Here is a 17,979-nt window from a genome sequence, read left to right as displayed (position 1 = left end):
CACGGCCTGATCAACGCCCTTGGGCTGCTCGTACTCGCCTACGCCCTCGGATTTCTCACCGCCCTGCAGGTGATGCAGCCGGTGGCGGCGTTTCCGTTTTGAGTCGGCGAGCCGCGCCGCCGGCCGGGAGCGCAAGGCACGAGCGGTAGGCCGAAGGCGCGGCCGACGACCCTGTAACACGTCGGATAGCTAACGAGTAAGCACCTCAATAAACCTCATTGAAGGGCAAGAAGAATGAAAAAGGCAGTTCATCCCCTCCGCCTGATCCTCAAGGAGAACGGGGACTTTTATGAGTCGTCCGAAGGACGGATCTTCATGGACCCGAGCAACGGCAGATTTGCCGACCTGTCGGGTGTGCGTCTGCTGCGTTGCGGCGTCGATACCGTACGGCAGTTGTACAACGGCATGATTCGCCCGGAAGTCATGGCGCTGTTCGATGAGCCGGAGGATCTCGTTCACTTCGCTGGCTACCAGTGGGCCAAGGGCCGCGTAGGGCGAGATTCGGGCTACCAGTACCGGCTCCAGAACGCCGACATGGGGCTGATCTTGCTAATCAAGAACCATAACGTGAAGCTCGAAAACATCGGTCCCCACCTCAAGATCGAAGTGTCGCCGCATGCCCTGGATGGCGCCGACCCGAAGATCCTGCAAGGCGTCATGGATGATCTCGCCGCTGGTGTGTTGGCCGCTTGCGAAGTGAACCAATGCGCCGTCCATATCGCCCTCGACGTGCAGGGCTGGACCCCACCAGTGGACTTCATGGATCGCATGCACTGCCGGTCACGGCGCGTACGCCAGATCAGCGGTATCGACCGCATCGAATACGACGGCAACGCCTCGGTCTACGGGCGTGGTGAGACCTTCATGTTCGGCTCGGCCAACGGCCTGCAGATGTGCCTGTACAACAAGACGCTACAGGCACGGGCCACCGACAAACTCGACTATTGGGAGTCGGTCTGGGCCTCTCTGAACGGGGATCCCTTCGGTGATGGTGACCCCGCCTTCAACCCGCTGGAGACCGTGTGGCGTATCGAATTCCGCTATCACCACTCCATCGTCCAGCAGTTTTCCGAAGGCTCCACCATGTCCTCTGGCGAGGTGATCGGCTGCCGGACCTATGAGGGTCTCTGCCCTCACCTGCAAGGCCTGTGGCAGTACGCCTGTGACAACTACAAGCTGATTTCTCGGGAGGGGATATTCGATGCCTTCTGGTCGTTGATCAGCCTCGACACCAAGGTCCAGGTGGAAGCCGATCCGCTCATTGAGCGCACCGAATACCGCCGCTACTACAAGACCGCCCAGGGCTTCTCCGGCAAGAACTGCGAGATGTTCCTGGGGCAGTTCGCCAGCCTCATCGCACGGGAGCGTATCCCGCCAAAAAAAGCCTTAAAGGTCGGGCGTACTTTGCCCTTTTGGCACGTGATCGAGGATCACTACACCGCCAAGGGTTACAGCACTCGCGACCTCGAAAAGCACGTCATTGGACTCATAAATGATCGCTACATCAGGCGCGGCTATGCGATATGACCGCGCGCAAGGATGGGAGGACGTGGACGGCTGACTTCTACGAGAACGGTCGCTCTGGTCGCAGGATCCGCAAGAAGGGGTTCGCTACCAAGTCTGCCGCGATCCGTTATGAACAGGATTTCTTCGCAGTCCTGGGCGAGACGGGCCGCCGGCTGGATGATCGCCTCTCCGATCTGGTGAAAGTCTGGTACGACCTTCACGGCTGCACCCTGAAAGATGGCAAACAGCGCTTGGCGCGCTGCCAGGCATTGGTCGAACGTCTAGGCGATCCCCAAGCTTTCGAGTTCGATTCGCTCGCGTGGGCACGCTACCGACAGCGTCGTCTGAACGAGGTGAAAGCGGAGACGGTCAACCATGAACAGCGCTACCTGTCAGCGATCTTCTCCGAGCTGATCCGCCTCGGCTCATGGCACAAGGCAAACCCGCTGGCCAACGTCCGGCAGATCAAGACCGATCAGGTCGAACTGACCTTCCTCACCCTGGATCAGGTTGCCCAGCTTCTTGAAGAGTGCAAGGCCAGCACGAACAACCACACGTACCCGGTCGCTCTCCTGTGCCTCGCCACAGGTGCCCGCTGGGAAGAAGCCGAGAGCATCGCCCGTGGAGCCGTGCATGGGGGAAAGGTCCACTACCACCGGACGAAGAACCGTCAGAGCCGCTCAGTGCCTATCCCGGTCGAGCTGGAGCAACTGATGTTCAAGGTGGGCATGCCCGGAACCGGCCGTCTGTTCATGTCCTGCCGCGCCGCCTTCCGTTGCGCCTACGAACGCTGTGGATTCCAGACGCCGGGCCAACTGACCCACATCCTCCGCCACACCTTCGCGAGCCATTACATGATGGGGGGAGGGGACATCCTTACGCTGCAGCGGATCCTGGGGCACTCGTCGATCACGATGACGATGCGGTATGCGCACCTGTCGCCGGAGCATTTGGAGTCAGCTAGGCGCTTGTCACCTATTGCTCAAGCTGCTTACAAGTTGACCACATGAAATCCTGTGGTAAGCTGTGGTGAAGTTAACGCTTAACGTTAAGGGTTAATGAATGATTCTGACCTTTCGATGCGATGAGACTCGTCAGCTTTTTGAGTCGGGCCTTTCTAGGCGGTGGGGAGCCATCCTCACAGTTGCTACGCGTAAGCTAGCAATGCTTCATGCTGCTACCGAGCTCCGAGACCTGCGATCTCCACCTGGAAACCGGCTGGAACCGCTGCAGGGAAATCGTGCTGGGCAACATAGCATCAGGATCAATGACCAGTGGCGTGTCTGTTTCGTTTGGACGGATGCAGGTCCAGAAGAAGTCGAAATAGTTGATTACCACTGAGGAGGTGGACATGGCTACCAATGGTATGCGCCCCATCCATCCTGGGGAAATCTTGCGTGATGAGTTTTTGATGGAGCTGGATATGTCGCCAGCGGCTCTTGCACGGGCGTTGAATGTCTCGGCGCCAACGGTAAATGACATCGTGCGTGAGCAGCGGGGCATCTCTGCAGATATGGCTATTCGCTTGGGTCGTTACTTTGATACGTCCGCGCAGTTCTGGATGAACCTTCAAAGTGAATACTCACTAGCCACTGCTTATGCGGCGAATGGCGAGCAAATTGAGCACGAAATTGAGCCTCTACTGGCTCATGCCTAGCGCTTGAGAATTATGGAGCCCCGCACGTGCGGGGCTTTTTTATGCCTATCGGATGTGGGGAAGGGGCCGAGAGTCAGCCCCTTCGAATGGCTCATTAGCCTAGCAGCCACAGATAGATGGCATGTCCCAAGTCGTTAAGGAAAGCTGTAGCAATGATAATTGCGGCGAACTTTCCTGACACCTGAGCAAACCTCCACACACGCTCGATGAGTTGCCTCATAGCGCAGACCTCATACCGGATTTTCAGGAAGGGCACTGGCGGATAGCTTGAGTTGAGATTCGAGAGGAAAAATTCGAGAGATCGAGTCGGTATGAGCTTGGCTGCAGGGATCGTAGAGGTGTGCGACGTCGGATATGAGGTAGGAAGGCTTTGAGATTAGGTCGCGTCAGTTATCAGTCAGTAGCAGCTACAGGTATGAGATCAGCTTGGATTCAGAATGATTTTCGGATGCAAGATTCGATGAGTGCTATCAGGGTGCCCTGTTTTGACGGCAGTGAGCCATCATTATAAACCATAGCACATCGTTGTAGCCGAGCAAGGGCAGGATAGGGAGTAGACAGGGTGTAGTCACTTCGTAGTCACTACCCCAGAAAGCACAAAGGGCTAGCTTTCGCTAACCCTTTGTTTTGTATGGTGGCTACACCGGGACTTGAACCTGGGACATCAGCATTATGAATGCTGCGCTCTAACCGACTGAGCTATGTAGCCGAGTGGCGCGCATTTTCCGCACATCGATGGGGGCTGTCAACCCCCGGCCTTGAATATTTTTCTGATCTTTCAATCGTTTAGCCTGAATGATTCGGCATTGCGATGAGTGGGCGGCAGGACCATGAAAAAAGCCCCGACGGTGTCGGGGCTTTTGCGGGGAGTCTGGTTAGACGTTGATCACACGTTTAAACGTTGATCGGTCGGCAAAGGCTTGTGAACACTAGGTTTCGCGGGGAAATCGGGCCACAGCCTTTGCGGGAATCGCTGGAAGTACCCCCAGTTGTACCCCCATAGGGGTATAGGGATGATAGATCAGTCTGGAAGCCGGTGCTAGGGCTGCGCGTGCCGGATAAAACGGTTATGGCGCAGACCGCATTGTTGGCTGACGCCTGGAACGGTACGCGATGAGATGCAGGGGAACGGGCCGCTGTGGCCCAGACCTCGGAGACCTCTCATGGCAGACCATCACACCCGCCACAACCCGCTGGGGCAAAACGCCCTGTTCGCCACGCCGGCCTCGCTCATGCTCGATGCCCGCCTCACGCCGCTGGAGCGCAATGGCTGGCAGGTTCTGCGCATGCTGCGCTCTGCCGAGGGCATCAGCCCACTGGCGAATCTGGGGCAGTTGCGCCGCTATCTCACCTCCACCCCGCTGGGGCAGCGGGCCGGGTACGAGACGGCCCGGCGCGTCCTCGTCGTGCTTCGGCTGACGGGGTGGATCAGTCTGGTGGGCCAGCAACGCGACCCTCTGACCGGCCATGTGCTCAGCGAGCTGTATCAGGTTCACGAAAGCACCCTGGACTTCCAACAAGCCTGCGCACTCGATGCCAGTCTGTCCGCGCTCCTGCAAGCCTCCATCGGCCATGAAAACAACCAGGTGGATCGGGTGGCCGTCCACATTCAGGCAACGCTGGCGCAGGCACCTGAATCCGCCTTCATTGCGCCCCACGATCAGCGCCACGATGACGATGATTTGCCCCCTACGCCGCCGTCGCCGGCGAGCGAGGCAGCCGACCCACTGCCATTGTCTGGCGATTCCGCTGGCAGCACGCTTGTTCCGCAACAGACCGAACACGCTCGCCACATGACGGCTGAGCAGGGCAGTACGTATAAGACGTATATGTATAAAAAAGAACGTACGTACCGCGCGCGCGAAGGCGATGGCGATTCGGCATCGCAGTCGGTGAGCTTGCCGCCTTGCCTGAGCAATGCCCAGGCAGATCAGCAAAAGGACGTGCAGGCCGCCTTGCGGCGGCTACCGCCGCAGCATCGCCAGGAAGTGCTCGACGAGTTGCAGGCACGCAGCCAGAGCGGCACCGTGCGCAATGTCGTGGCCTACTTCTTCGCCTTGGTGAAGCGCGTATTTGCTGGCGAATTCCGCTTGTGGGCAGGTCGTAAGGAGACATCTGCCGCCCTACGGCCTACCGAAAATCGGCCTGCTGGTGTGCCACGCACCGAACACCGCCCAGAACCGACTGCGCCACCGGCATCGCGTGAAACTGCCCTGGCGCACATCGCCAACATCCGCAAGATGCTGAACGCCCCGACGAACGCTGGGGACATCGCAGCGCAGGCAATGCAGGCCAGGGGATGGCAACCGCATCCTGCGTAGCAAATGCTGCCGCAAAACGCGGTCGTCACTGCACGCCGCAGTGACGACCCGCGCAACACCGCCAACAATGCGGGCGAAAGCCAGTTCCTATTGCGTGCGGCCTACATGATGATGGCCGCCCTAAACTGACCGGGCAGTTGCCAAGACCGATGGGCTTCGTACATCGGCAACCCCAACAGCGCAGGTTCCTGCAAGCGCTGGCCCGACAGGGTGGAGCCACCCCAGGTATGCCCAGGCTCCGACCTCATACCGGCCCTACCCAGGGCGGAGCCTTCTTCGTCTGTTTGAACTCATCCCTATCGCGCCGCCTGGCGCACTGTCCTTTGCAGCAATTGCCTGTGCGCGACGCACAGGGTTCCCGCTGCATTTCTCATCCCACTCACTTCATAGGAGGACTTGTCCACGTTCACATCACTTTCGTCTTGTAGTACCTCCGTCCGGGCTTCCAGCAGGGAGCAAGACGGACGCCTCATTCGAGGCTCTGGTGTCTCCTGAACACTATGCCCTTACCCTCACGGGATCTCGCCTTGGCGAGCTGGCACCAACACTAACCACTGAATTTCAGGACAACGCAGTACGGCGCTTTGCTTGGAGACCGGAAGATGGACGACTTGACCTACTCCCTGCGACAGCTCTGCCAGCGCAACCGTGACGGCAGCTACACCACGCAGGCCGACCGGATGCGTTCGCTGTCGCTGGCCGCGCGGCAACTACGCGAGGCCGGTTTCCGGCAGATGAAGGCGTCGTCGCTCAAGCGCAAGCACGCCCAGGCGCTGCTGGATCGCTGGCGGGGAGAAGGCTTGTCGTCCGGCACCATCAAGAATCGGCTCTCTCACCTGCGCTGGTGGGCCGAGAAGATCGGCAAGGCCGGCATCCTGCCGGCGGACAACACGCAACTCGGCGTGGCCGAGCGCCGCTATGTGACCAACATCAGCAAGGCCCAAGAACTGGGCACAGGTCTTGAACAGGTCACCGACGCGCACGTGCGCATGAGCCTTCAGCTACAGGCCGCCTTCGGATTGCGTCGGGAGGAAGCGATCAAGTTCCAGCCCAGTTACGCGGATCGGGGCGATCACATCGCCCTCAAGGGATCGTGGACCAAGGGCGGCCGGGAGCGAACGGTGCCCATCACCACGACAGAGCAACGCGACGTGCTCCAGGCAGCACACCACCTGGCAGGCACAGGGTCATTGATCCCGGCAAACAAGACCTACATCCAGCAACGGCACGTCTACGATGGGCAATGCAAGGCGGCCGGGTTGAGCAACATGCATGGGCTGCGGCATCGGTATGCACAGATGCGATATGAAGCATTGACGGGGTGGAAGTCACCAGCAGCAGGCGGACCTGGCACGGCTCAACTCGGCCTATCACGACGCCTGGCCGGCCAACAAGTCCGGCAGCAGATCAGTCGTGAACTTGGGCACGAGCGGGTGAAGGTGACAGCGGTCTATCTGGGAAGCTAAGTCACACGCTGCGCAAGTACCTGGGGCGATACAGCCAAGGCACGCTGTCACCACCAGACTCATCCAAGACGCGTGGGGCTACTTCTGCAGTAAGTCCTCCAGAAATTCCGACTCAGGTTTCACTGCTGACACATGCAGTTGGTCGCGGGCACGGGTGCAAGCCACGTACAGCAACTGGCGTTCGGTGTTATAGATTTCGGTCAGTTCGGCCTCGTCAGCAGCAGTGTCGATGCGCATCTGTGAAGGGATGATTTCATCGTCGCAGGCCATTACCGCAATTACACGGAATTCCATGCCCTTGGCCAAGTGCATGGTGGTGATACTGACGAAGCCCTCTTCCGTCGCCATGTCCTTGCCGAGCACGCGCCCCTGCAAGCCTGCGGCTTTGACTGCCGCCTGTGCGCGCGACAGTTCGCTCTCGGATCGAACGAAGACGCCGATTTCCTGCGGCAGCACACCGCTGGCACTGCATTGCTGCAACCATACGCCGACGGCCCGGCTTTCCGCCTCGGCATCGGCGTAGCTGCAAATGGTCGGCTCTGGCCCATTGAATACAGAAATCGTGCCCTTGCGGCTTTCGACATTTCCGTCCACATCGGAGACCTCGGGGCCGAGAAGCCGGTCGGCTTGCGAGCGAATCTGATGCGAGGTGCGGTAATTGATATTGAGCGTGCGCGAGCGACCGCGTACGTCCACACCCAGGGCTTTCCACGAGAACGGCGTCTGGAAGATGCGCTGGCCGAGATCGCCGGCAAAAAATAGGGCATTGGCGCGGTCGCCGGCGATCGCCGCAAGGAAGCGCAATTGCTGCACGCCGATGTCCTGTGCCTCGTCCACCACGATGTAATCGAATACTGGATGTTTGCGCTTGGGCATGGCCTCCGCCAGCTTGGAGAACATCTCGGCCGCAGTGATCTTGCCCGCCTGCTTCAATTGCTCCTTCACCTTGGCGAACACCTGCCAATACAAGGCGCGCTGCGCTTCCGGCAGGCGCGTCTTGCGACCCAGCCGCTTGGCATCGCGGTAGGCCTCCCAGCTTTCCACTTGCCAGGTGTCCACCACGTCTTCCCATTCGGACAGCAAAAACGCAGCGTTGGCTTTCAGGCCATCGACCTGCGTGGCAGCCGTCTTCAGCAGCGTGGAAATTTCATCACGGCTGGCGAATACTGGCTTGCCGAATTCCGCCGCATACAAGCGGATGCCGAGAGCATCCATGGCGGCCACGTCGATACGTTCGCCGAGCTTGGGAGTGTTCCAGATCAGCCGATACAAATTGCCGCGCAAGGCATTGGCCAACGTGTCCGAAAACGTGGAAAGCAGAACGCGCGCATCTTCGTCCTGGTGCGCCAGATGCACGGCCCGGTGCAAGGCAACCACGGTCTTGCCCGTGCCCGCCGAACCAGACACACGCGCCGCACCGTTGTAATGACGCTCGACCAGTTGGCGTTGCGCCGGATGAAGGAATACCGTCCACTTGTCCCACGGGTATTCCAGCGCGCGGGCCAGCTCGTCCATATCGGACATGACGCGGAAGCGGCGTTGCGCGTCCGGGTGCAGGAATGGGTCCGCCCCCTTGCCTGCCACTTCCGGCAACGCCGGCGTGCCGCCGGTCGCCAGTTCGAGCAAGGCTTCGGCCGCCTCACCGGGCAGGTGGTCGGCCAATTCCAGCAGCGAATCCTCGTCGGCAGCCTTCACGTCGGCCAGCCAATCCTGCGGCACGCCATAGGCCAGCAGTTGGGCGTCGGCATATTTTGCGAACAGTTTCGGCTTCTGTTGCGTCGCCGGCCTGCTGTCCTCGACATACTTCTGAACGAGGATCTCCTCGACACGCTCGCGAACCTCGACAAGCTGAGCTGCGCCGGTGGTCGGGTGCACTTCCAGCTTGCGCCGCTCGGCCCATTGATAGGCCTTGTCGTGGTGATCGACATAGCAGAGCAGCAGACTGCCAGCGGTCTTGTGGACGATCAGACGAATATCGCGGCTGACGCGCACCGACCAGAAGTTCGGATCCTTGGCGCGGTCGAGCTTGTGGAAGCTCATGCCGTTGCCGACAGGATTCATCTGCAAATCGAAGGCAGTGGTCTTCGCGGCCTTTTGCTCATCGCCGTTCAGGCGGGCCAGGCTGGTGGTAAAGGTGTCGGCGATGCGGAATTCCATGTGAACCATCACTCAGTATGTTTGGGAGGATTGAACACATCCAGATGCTTAAACAGGGACACTCGTTTTCCCGCCATCTTTACACCTTCAATCAGTTTGAAATCTGGGGCATCGCCAAACAACCTCCCTCTTCCGGTCATCGAGGAATTGGCAATCGGGTCTTTGAGTTTTGGCTTCTTCTTCAGCAACTGCAGAAGGCCGTTACTCGCCAAAAAATAGCCGATCCATGATATGAGATATTTGTTGCGCGCTTCATCGCTCGACAGCTTGTGCAAGTACGCTTCAAGGTGACTGACCAGCGGCTCCGTCAGACCATTGCCGTCATCGCTGCGTATCGCCTGTTCGAGAATCGCCATGATCTTAGGAAAAGCCTTGACCCTCAGCGTGCCGAGCATAAGCAACATGCTGACAACCTTTTCCAGATTGAAAGGGCCGACAATGATCTTCAGTTTTCCTTTTCGACTCGTGATATCGGCAAGGAAGCGATCTATCACACCCGTGTTCGGGTAATGCCGATCAATCTCAACGACGGCAAGGTAAAGCTCCCTAAACTGCTTCCACGTAAATCGGTTTTTCCGCTTCGGATGCACAAGGTGATAGCGGGACACCCAAGGCCGAAACAGGCCATCGGGCAATGCCGACACGGTGGTTTTTTCGTCACTGAGCTCAAGGTTGTATTCCTTCAGCGATGACTGAAGGATTTTCACAACTTTCTTCGCGTCCGCTTCGGACGACACCAGGATGCGGTAATCATCCTTGAATCGCACCGCCTCGCACTCAATGTGGTTGCGCTTCAATTCGGCGCTCAACACGCGATCTACCGCCGAAGCCACAATCTCGGAAACGATGTCGGAAACCGCAGGCCCGATTGGCAAACCGTTAGTGCAGCCATCATTGGCCATCTGGAACAGCTTGTCGAGCCGGTTGCCGACGAACTTCATATCACGGCGATTCTTGCCCTTGCCGCCATGTCGGATTGTTCGCTTGCCATGAATCGCCCAAGCAAGGCTGTGTGTGTAGACCGAAGGGTAGAAGTTCTTGATATCGGCTTTGACGATATGTGTGAAGCGGTATGCCACCGTGGCCAGGGCATCGTCCGTCATGGTGATGAACTCGTAGATCATCCTGCCGCTACGCAGCTCACCCATGCGCCCCGGCTTCTTCCGATTGACCGGAATGGGAAAGCTGTACGACGAAACGATGCTGTCCGACGGAATCATCGCATCCACCATTGCCTTCCAGTTCCGGGTGATGTGGTACGCGATGTCGTTATGAATTTTTGGCTCAATGATCCCGAACGTTCTGTCGGTCAGTTCCGTTTTCGGGAAATGCACACGGACGAATTCGGCCTCCTTCAACCCCTTGAAGCCTTTGTTCGGGTCGAAATACCGCTTTTGCGTCGCAGGCATCTTCACCACGCGAAAGCACGGCGGTAGTACGTAGGCTTCGGGAAAGTAGCCGTATTCCAGTAGCCACCGATAGACATCCGACGGCTTCAACGCGCGGGCCAGATCACGCGTCGATTCTCTGTGCTGCTGAATTGGGCTGGTCGTCGGCATCAGATCATCTCGCCTTCAGCTCACCTTGAATACCTTCATCACCTCATCCCCCAGGTGATTGATAACCTTCACCGCAAAACGCCCAGTGCTGGGCTTCGGGAACGGGCGCGAGGTGTCGCTGTTGAGGGTGGCCCAAGCGTCGGGGTCGATTTCTGCCTTGAGCGTGGTCTTCAGCGCCTTGTACGGATCGTTCGCGCCGAGGAAGTAGGCGTGGCGGACGAAGAAGGATTCCTCGTTGTAGTCGGTGTCCAGGAACCAGCAGGCGATGCCGTCTGCGCCGTCGCTGCGCACTTCGCCGGTACTGGGGTGGAACACGTCCACGCCGTTGATCTTGACCACCAGTCGCCCGTCAGCCGGCACGTCGATGACGTCGCGCTTGCCGTCGTATCGGCGGATGCTGCGGCCTTGCGTGTCCAGCACATCCACATCCGGCTCGCCGAAAATCACGAATAGGTTGCCCTTGCCGGTGTTCTTCAGGTCTTCGGCCATGTGCAGGTCGGCGTTCATGCGCGCCTTCAGTACGTTGATGCGGCCCAGCTTGCTGAATTCGCTGGCCGGTGCGTCGTAGTTGAAGGCGCAGGCGATGAGTACGTCGAAGTTGGCATCGCCGGCTTCGCGGGCGGCATCGACCAGGTCAGCTCGGGTGACGGTGCCGAATTCCGGCCCAACCAGGATACCGGCACGCTTCACCTGTCCGTTCTCCAGATAGCGGCCTTCGGCGCAGATCAAGTCGCCCGGCCACGGCTCCAATGAGGTGAATTCGATCTTGTCGGCTTTGTGCGCCTGCTGCACACCAGCGGTACGCAGGTTGGCCAGGATCAGGCTGGCGAAGTCCTGACCGTATTCCGCTTGGGTCTCGGCCACATGGTCAATCAGGTTGTCTTCCTCGTCCACGCCCAAGACGCGGTGCGGACTGAGCGATTCCACTGTGAATGGGCCAGCCACGCGCACCTTTTTCTTGTCCTCGTAGGGTTTGTCGTAGAGGAACTCGAACTCGGCTTTGGCTGCGATGGAAGCGTCGATATCCTTCTGCCTCGCGACTCGTTGCTGCCACCAGTCGGCGTGTAATTTCTTCGCCGCATCAGTCCATTTGGCATCGGCTTCGGGTGGAATCTCCCATTCCTGCCAATTCTTTTTCAGCGCCGCGTTGAGTTGTTCGCGCAGCGATTCCAACTTGACCTGGAAGGCTTCCCATATTTCATCAATACTCGAATCATTGGCAATCGTTTCAAGCATGATGTGCGGAACGCGCTCATAGACGAAACCGTGCGTTATGTTTCCGTATGCAGGCTGCGACGATGGTACTGTTCGCTTGATTTCCGCTTCGAGAATCTGCCCTTCTCGGCTATCTGCCAAGTAGTAGTACGGATAGCGTGCGCTCATGATGCGGGCGCGCGCCAAGGCCAGCGACACGCGGCTGGTGTCTATCGTGATCCAGCGGCGGCCCCATTGTTCGGCGACGTAAGCCGTTGTGCCGCTGCCGCAAGTTGGATCAAGCACCAAGTCGCCGGGGTCGGTAGCCATCAGGATGCAGCGCTCAATCACCTTCGTATTTGTCTGGACGACGTAGACCTTATCGTCCGTGAAACTACCCGTGCTTACATCCGTCCAGACATTTCCGTGTGCGCCAAGCTCGAAGTCGGTGTGATAGCGGATATATTGAATCGAATTTTCTGCAACATGAATTCGGCCTGCTTTTGCAAGTCGCTCCATGCCTACGGGGAACGAGGCCTTCCAATGTGAGTTCTTGTCCCAAGTATCGTATGTTTTTCCGCGGAATGAAAACGGCTGACGTTCCTTTGCACGCCCTTGCGAAATGATGTTGTCCGGCTTGTAGGGAATCGAGTCTGCTGGAACAGAAGCCTCTCCGCGTTTTTCGGCTGCGGATACGCCTCGATAAGTGAAATCGGGGAACATTAACCAGCGCGCATTCCCCTCACCAAGAACAAAATCTTTCCGATACATAGGCGAGCGCGCCTTTCTCGCACCGAGCGTCTTGTCTTTGGCGAACCAAAGGATGTAATCGGTCACGTTGCCGATGTAGTTGGTTGCAAAGCCCGATGTGGTTTGGACGGATATCAAGCTAATGAAGTTCTTATCGCCAAAAACCTCGTCTAGTACCGCTCGCACGCGATGAACATTCTCATCGCCAATTTGCACGAAGATCGATCCGGATTCCGTCAACAAATCCCGCGCCACCATCAGCCGGTCACGCAGATAGGTCAGGTACGAATGGATGCCATCGCGCCATGTATCCCGAAATGCCTTGACCTGCTCCGGCTCGCGGGTGATGTGGTCGGCATTTCCATCCTTCACGTCGCGGCTGGTGGTGGACCACTGGAAGTTGCTGTTGAATTTGATCCCGTAGGGCGGGTCGAAATAGATACACTGCACCTTGCCGCGCAGCCCCTCGCGCTCGGCCAGGCTAGCCATCACCTGCAATGAATCGCCCAGGATGAAGCGGTTCTGCCAGTGGCCCTCGTGCTGGTAGAACTCGGTGCGGTCCGCGCCTTCGGGCAGGCCGTTGAAGTCGCCGAACAGGTCCAGCGTGTCCTGCTGCGGCGCGGCGGCTTCGCGGCGTTCCTCGGTCTGGCGGCGCAGGTCGTCGATCAGCGCCTTAGGCTTGACCTTTTCCTGGATGTACAGCGGCGGCGCATTGACCACCAGATCGCTCCAATCTTGCTGGTCCTTGCCGCGCCAGATCAGTTGCGGATCCAGGTCGCGGTTGAGCCGCTGCTGGAACTCCGAGGATGCCTTGCCCATGTCATGCAGAGCGCACAGTTCCTCCAGCCATTGCCGGTTGGCGCGCGGGTAGGCAACCTTCACCGGCGCCTGCTCGTGTTGCTGCATCACCGACTGGTGCTCCACGGTCGGGATGTTCTTGCGTTTGGCCTCAGTATGCGTGATTTGCTCGATGCTCTTGCCGGGCTTCTGGGTTTTCTTGGTTGCCATCTCAGTGTTCCTTGTTTCCCTGCGCAGCCGCTTCAATCATTTGGTTGAACTTCGCCTCGACCTCTTTGGCGAAGTCGTCCTGCATTTCGTACACGTCGCCAAACTCGGCAAAGGCCCAGCGGCCATGCGTGCCAAGGTGATTCACGCCGGGTATCCAGTAGGTATCCATGGTGGACTTCTTTTCCTTCGCGTCCTCACGCCGGTAGCCCTTGATCTCCACGATCAGGTTCAGTGGGTTGTCCTTGCCGCCACCGTCGTCCACTTGCACGATGAAGTCCGGGATGTAGATGCGATTGGCCGAACCGAAGCGGTAGGGCACTTCCAGACCGAGGTTGTGGTTCTTGGTGTAGGCCAGCACGTTGGGGTGCGACTCGGCGACTCGGCAGAATTCGCTTTCCCAGCCGCTGTCCAGAATGACCCAGTTGACGTGGTTCTTCGGCTGGTTGTCCACGCCGAGGGTTTCCCAGCGTTCTTCGCGCGAGGTGTTGAAGCGCACATGCGCAGTGCTGCCGGTCGGGTTGAACGGGTCGAGGACGGCCTTGACCTGTCGGCCCTTTTCCAGCTCGTGCTTGACGATGCCGCGGGTGATCTTCTGGCAGGCCAAGTCTGCCAGTTGGCGATGCATCAACTGTGCCGGGTAGGTGCCGCCCTTGCATTCCAGGCATTCGTCCAACCATTGGCGCACGATGCGTTTGAGCTGGCCAAACAAAGCAATGGGCGCATCTTGGCCTGGCTCGCGCCAATGCCTGAACAGCAGATGCGTGGTCAATTCCATCAGCAGGGTGGATTGGCGCACGTCGCTCAGGTGTTTGATGTCCAGTTCCACGGTCTCGCCGATGATGCCGGCGTTGTGGGTCCTGGTTGGCACTTCATCCGGCGTCAGCGTCAGGTGATCGTCGATGCCGAAGGCTGCCTCCAGCCGTTCCTCCGGCAGTTCTACGCGATAGCCCTGCACACGCGGGAAACGAATTTCCAGATGGTCGCGCTGCGGGCGCAGCGCCTTGACCGTAACGGTTTCGCGGGGCTTGGGCGGAGTGACAACGACCGGCTTGGCGGTGAAGTCGAAGGGAATGCCGAATACGTCGGCGTACTCCACGTCGAACAGGCCTTGCTCGTTTAACTCATAGGACTGGCGGCGCAAGGCCCGGCCTATCACCTGCTCGCACAGCAACTGGGTACCGAAGGCACGTACGCCGAGGATATGGGTGACAGTGTTGGCATCCCAGCCTTCGGTGAGCATGGATACCGACACCACACAGCGGATTTGCTCGCCCAGGCGCCCCTGCTTGCCAACGGTGTTCATCACCTCGCGCAGCAGTTCGCTGTCGCTGAGGTTTTCGGCCTGTCGGCGGTCGCCGGTGCGCTCGATGATCTCGCGCTTGAAGCGTTCGATCTCGTCGGCAGCCATGCCCCGGAAATTATCGTCCAGTGCCTCTCCGGATTCGAGCTGCTCGCTGTCGATCAGCAAGGTATTCGGGCGTGCCAGTGGATTGCCATGCTCGTCGAAGTTGCGAAACAGCTCCAATCGACCAGCCTGGTAGCTGACACTGCCATCGTCATTGCGACGCTCGAAACCGGAGATGTAATCGAACACCAACTTGGAAGTGGCGGTGTTGTTGCACACCAAGATGAAGCATGGCGGCACCTTGATGCCGGCTTGCTGCCAGGCTTCGTAGGTTTTGACGTAATGGCCGTAGAGGGCTTCGAGCGCGGTCTCCAGGGTTCTGGGAATGGTCGATGGGTCGATCTGAGCGTTCTTGCCTCGGCCCTTCTTCGGCATTGCTTTGCCAATGTACTTCCAAAGGTCACGGTAGATGGGCATGTCCGCGCCGGGAATGTTGTCGGCCACCGGCACGCGCGGCAGTTTGACGATGCCGCACTCGATGGCATCCATCAATGAGAAGTCGCTCATCGTCCAGGGGAACAGCGTGCCTTCCACGTAGCCGGAACCGGCCAGGAAGAATGGCGTGGCCGAGAGGTCGATCACCTGTGGCAGGCCCAGCTTTCGGTTCACGGCTTCGAGGCCGGAAATCCACAGGCGTGCGGCTTCGTTCTCGTCCTTGACGTGCTCCTTGGCGGCTTTGAGGTCATCGCCGGTCAGGGGGTTGCCCTTGTCGTCGATGAAGTCGTCGTCGGAAGCGGGCTTTTCACGATAGCAATGGTGCGCTTCGTCGTTGATGGCGAGGATGTTCTTCAGCCCCATCAATTCCGGCATGACCCGCTGGAGCATCTGGCCTTCGGTTTCTTGCGTGTCCAGTTCACTGCCGGTGCGGCCTTGCAGCAAGCGACGGCCGCCCTTTGACAACTCCATGCGCTCCCGCAGTTTGAAAGCGTGGTAGTTGGTGATGACGATCTTGGCCTTGTCCAAATCCGCCAGCATGTCGCGGGGCACGATCTCGCGGCTGGCGTAGTAGCTGTCCGCATCATTGGGCAGCAGCACACGCAAACGATCCTTGATGGTCAGGCCAGGAGCGACCAGCAGGAAACCACGGGTGAATTTCTTGCTCTGTGGATGCCGCACGGCATTGACCGTCTGCCACGCAATGAGCATGGCCATGACCGTGGTCTTGCCAGCACCAGTCGCCAGCTTCAGCGCCAGACGCATCAAGCCGGGATTGGCATCGTTACTGGCCTTTTTCAGGTGATCAAGGAAGCGCTCGCCGTTCTTGCCAAGCTGCGGAACGACCTCAGTCAGCCAGATGGCGGTCTCGGCCGCTTCGACCTGGCAGAAGAACGGGCGCACACCGGCGAACTTGTGGTTGCGCCAGTGCTCCAGCAGACGGGCCGTTTCGGGGGTGACGCGCCACTGCGACGGCGGCAGACGACGCCAGGCATCGACCTCACGCCGCACCGAATTGATCAGTTCAGAGTGTCGGTAGCGCTGCCCGTCGTCAGACAGGTTCTCAACTTCATCCAGCGCCAGAGTAGTCTGCTCACCATGGTGTCGGCGTGGCTTTGGAATCGGGCTAATGAAGCTGGATGCGCGGCGAGACTCGACGATTTTCTGTGTAGGTTGCCCCTTCTCGTCGAGCTCCCAGTGCAAAGACGGGTAGCCGTATGGAGAATTGAGAATAGGCTGCTTGAAAAACTGGTCACTCACTTCTTTAGTCCCCTGATATTTAGGCTGTTTCGGGGCAATTCAAAGCACGAGGCCGCGATCTTCAGCCGTGCCCCTGGCCGGATGGTTTGCTTGAGGTTGTCAACCAGCAAGCGGCGGCGGCTGCCGATCAGTTCCACCATGATCTCTTTACCCTTGCTTGATCCATTTCGCCCCTCGTCCTTTGCCTGTTGACTCTATCAACCCCTCTGATTTCATTGCCCGCAGCACTAATCGCACCATGTCCCGGCTCACGCCTGGGCAGGCTTCCTCGATTTCGGAAATCGAAAACGGCAGAGTGCGTCCCAGGACTTCCGCACGCACCCGGTCGCCTTTACTGCCACGGCCACGCTCGATGGTGCCGACACGCTCCTCGAACTCACGGTAGGCCCGTAGCAAGGCACCCCAGAAGTAGTCGAGCCAGGGCTTTACGTCGTGCTGCCCCTGGTGCCATCCCTGCGAACTGGCTTCCAGCGTCTCGTAATAGCCTTCCTTGGTGTCCTCGAAGATGCGTTCCAAGCTGATGTAGCGGCCCACTGCATAGTCGAAGTGGTAGAGCAGCAGCAAGGTCAGCAAGCGGGACATACGGCCGTTGCCATCAGGGAAGGGGTGAATGCACAGGAAGTCGAGCATCGCCAGCGGTGCCAGCACCAGCGGGTCGGCCAGGTGCTGATCCAGCGCGGTGGCGTAGCGCCCGGTCAGATCGGCCATTGCCATCGGCGTCAGGTGCGCAGCGACCGGCTGGAAGCGCAGCCGTGACGTGCCATCGGGATGACGCTCGATGATGTCGTTGTTGGTAGCTTTCCAGCGCCCCCCCACCTGCGGCATGTAGCGATACAGCAGGGTATGCAGTTGCAGCACCACTCCCTCGCTGAAGGGCATGTGCGCGGCCGATTCGTGGATCAGCGCCAAGGCGTCACGGTAGCCCGCGATCTCCTGTTCGGAACGACTCTTTGGCGTTGCGTTGCGGATGACCAGAGACTTCAGCCGCGAGGGTGCGACGACAACGCCTTCCAGGCGGTTGGATGACTCGGTGGATTCGACTACCGCGATCTGGCGTAGCCCTTTGAGGGCTTCGGGCGACTGCGCTGCGTAGAGTTGCTGCTTGCCCTGGTACTCGCCCAGTGTGCGCAACGTGGCGGCCTGGGTGCCATCGAAGCGAAGCGCGACGAGGTACTCGGGTGTGAGCGAGTGCATGGAAATGTAAGCCCAGGCTGTGTAAATGGGGTAATCATAGCCTTTAAATGGGGCATTGTCTCTATAA

General features: G+C 59.0%; 12 protein-coding genes and 1 tRNA gene. 6 read left to right on the top strand and 7 right to left on the bottom strand.

Annotated elements, in window-relative coordinates; all coding sequences use genetic code 11:
- Positions 1–234 precede the first annotated feature (234 nt).
- Genes OU419_RS23775 through OU419_RS23760 form a run of 4 tightly spaced genes read left to right on the top strand, consistent with a single transcriptional unit; the run spans position 235 to position 3,163 of the window.
- Positions 235–1,527 (top strand): hypothetical protein, encoded by a 1,293-nt coding sequence (locus OU419_RS23775; RefSeq protein ID WP_254476608.1) that lies wholly within the window; start codon positions 235–237, stop codon positions 1,525–1,527.
- Positions 1,524–2,516 (top strand): phage integrase, encoded by a 993-nt coding sequence (locus OU419_RS23770; protein ID WP_254476609.1) that lies wholly within the window; start codon positions 1,524–1,526, stop codon positions 2,514–2,516. The genes OU419_RS23775 and OU419_RS23770 overlap by 4 nt, the downstream gene beginning before the upstream one ends.
- Positions 2,517–2,568: 52 nt before the next feature.
- Complete coding sequence (locus tag OU419_RS23765) at positions 2,569–2,847, top strand: type II toxin-antitoxin system RelE/ParE family toxin (protein ID WP_192400966.1); 279 nt, start codon at positions 2,569–2,571, stop codon at positions 2,845–2,847.
- A gap of 10 nt (positions 2,848–2,857) precedes the next feature.
- Complete coding sequence (locus tag OU419_RS23760; RefSeq protein ID WP_254476610.1) at positions 2,858–3,163, top strand: HigA family addiction module antitoxin; 306 nt, start codon at positions 2,858–2,860, stop codon at positions 3,161–3,163.
- Between the two features lie 632 nt (positions 3,164–3,795).
- Here OU419_RS23760 and OU419_RS23755 read toward each other — a convergent pair.
- Positions 3,796–3,872, bottom strand: a tRNA-Met gene (locus OU419_RS23755).
- A gap of 454 nt (positions 3,873–4,326) precedes the next feature.
- On the opposite strand from OU419_RS23755, the gene OU419_RS23750 reads away from it, so the two are divergent.
- Positions 4,327–5,484, top strand: coding sequence for an STY4528 family pathogenicity island replication protein (locus OU419_RS23750; RefSeq protein ID WP_254476611.1), 1,158 nt, complete (start codon positions 4,327–4,329; stop codon positions 5,482–5,484).
- Between the two features lie 602 nt (positions 5,485–6,086).
- The gene (locus OU419_RS23745; RefSeq protein ID WP_254476612.1) at positions 6,087–6,950 is read left to right on the top strand and encodes an integrase domain-containing protein; all 864 of its coding nucleotides are present in this window, start codon (positions 6,087–6,089) and stop codon (positions 6,948–6,950) included.
- A gap of 78 nt (positions 6,951–7,028) precedes the next feature.
- On the opposite strand, the gene OU419_RS23740 is transcribed toward OU419_RS23745, so the two are convergent.
- From OU419_RS23740 to OU419_RS23715, 6 genes are read right to left on the bottom strand one after another with little or no spacing between them, the layout of a single operon-like run.
- A complete protein-coding gene (locus OU419_RS23740; RefSeq protein ID WP_125843280.1) occupies positions 7,029–9,107 on the bottom strand; it encodes a UvrD-helicase domain-containing protein in 2,079 nt (692 codons plus the stop codon).
- Between the two features lie 8 nt (positions 9,108–9,115).
- Positions 9,116–10,666 carry an RNA-directed DNA polymerase gene (locus OU419_RS23735; protein ID WP_254476613.1) on the bottom strand — a complete coding sequence of 517 codons (1,551 nt, stop codon included), beginning with the start codon at positions 10,664–10,666 and terminating at the stop codon, positions 9,116–9,118.
- A gap of 15 nt (positions 10,667–10,681) precedes the next feature.
- Positions 10,682–13,618, bottom strand: coding sequence for a site-specific DNA-methyltransferase (locus OU419_RS23730; RefSeq protein WP_125843284.1), 2,937 nt, complete (start codon positions 13,616–13,618; stop codon positions 10,682–10,684).
- Between the two features lies 1 nt (position 13,619).
- Positions 13,620–16,718 (bottom strand): BPTD_3080 family restriction endonuclease, encoded by a 3,099-nt coding sequence (locus tag OU419_RS23725; RefSeq protein WP_254476614.1) that lies wholly within the window; start codon positions 16,716–16,718, stop codon positions 13,620–13,622.
- A complete protein-coding gene (locus tag OU419_RS23720) occupies positions 16,715–16,858 on the bottom strand; it encodes a DEAD/DEAH box helicase (protein ID WP_125843288.1) in 144 nt (47 codons plus the stop codon). The genes OU419_RS23725 and OU419_RS23720 overlap by 4 nt, the downstream gene beginning before the upstream one ends.
- A gap of 7 nt (positions 16,859–16,865) precedes the next feature.
- Positions 16,866–17,912 carry a Fic family protein gene (locus OU419_RS23715; RefSeq protein ID WP_254476615.1) on the bottom strand — a complete coding sequence of 349 codons (1,047 nt, stop codon included), beginning with the start codon at positions 17,910–17,912 and terminating at the stop codon, positions 16,866–16,868.
- Positions 17,913–17,979: the final 67 nt, after the last annotated feature.

It is taken from the genome of Pseudomonas triclosanedens, assembly GCF_026686735.1.
Lineage (GTDB): Bacteria > Pseudomonadota > Gammaproteobacteria > Pseudomonadales > Pseudomonadaceae > Pseudomonas > Pseudomonas triclosanedens.
The sequence above is the reverse complement of the archived record's forward strand: the minus strand, read 5'-3'. Positions and strand labels throughout refer to the sequence as shown.

Bases quoted from the DNA above. Each gene is read 5' to 3' on its own strand.
- OU419_RS23775 (WP_254476608.1), top strand. From the start codon at position 235: ATGAAAAAGGCAGTTCATCCCCTCCGCCTGATCCTCAAGGAGAACGGG.
- OU419_RS23770 (WP_254476609.1), top strand. From the start codon at position 1,524: ATGACCGCGCGCAAGGATGGGAGGACGTGGACGGCTGACTTCTACGAG.
- OU419_RS23765 (WP_192400966.1), top strand. From the start codon at position 2,569: ATGATTCTGACCTTTCGATGCGATGAGACTCGTCAGCTTTTTGAGTCG.
- OU419_RS23760 (WP_254476610.1), top strand. From the start codon at position 2,858: ATGGCTACCAATGGTATGCGCCCCATCCATCCTGGGGAAATCTTGCGT.
- OU419_RS23750 (WP_254476611.1), top strand. From the start codon at position 4,327: ATGGCAGACCATCACACCCGCCACAACCCGCTGGGGCAAAACGCCCTG.
- OU419_RS23745 (WP_254476612.1), top strand. From the start codon at position 6,087: ATGGACGACTTGACCTACTCCCTGCGACAGCTCTGCCAGCGCAACCGT.
- OU419_RS23740 (WP_125843280.1), bottom strand. From the start codon at position 9,107: ATGGAATTCCGCATCGCCGACACCTTTACCACCAGCCTGGCCCGCCTG.
- OU419_RS23735 (WP_254476613.1), bottom strand. From the start codon at position 10,666: ATGCCGACGACCAGCCCAATTCAGCAGCACAGAGAATCGACGCGTGAT.
- OU419_RS23730 (WP_125843284.1), bottom strand. From the start codon at position 13,618: ATGGCAACCAAGAAAACCCAGAAGCCCGGCAAGAGCATCGAGCAAATC.
- OU419_RS23720 (WP_125843288.1), bottom strand. From the start codon at position 16,858: ATGGTGGAACTGATCGGCAGCCGCCGCCGCTTGCTGGTTGACAACCTC.
- OU419_RS23715 (WP_254476615.1), bottom strand. From the start codon at position 17,912: ATGCACTCGCTCACACCCGAGTACCTCGTCGCGCTTCGCTTCGATGGC.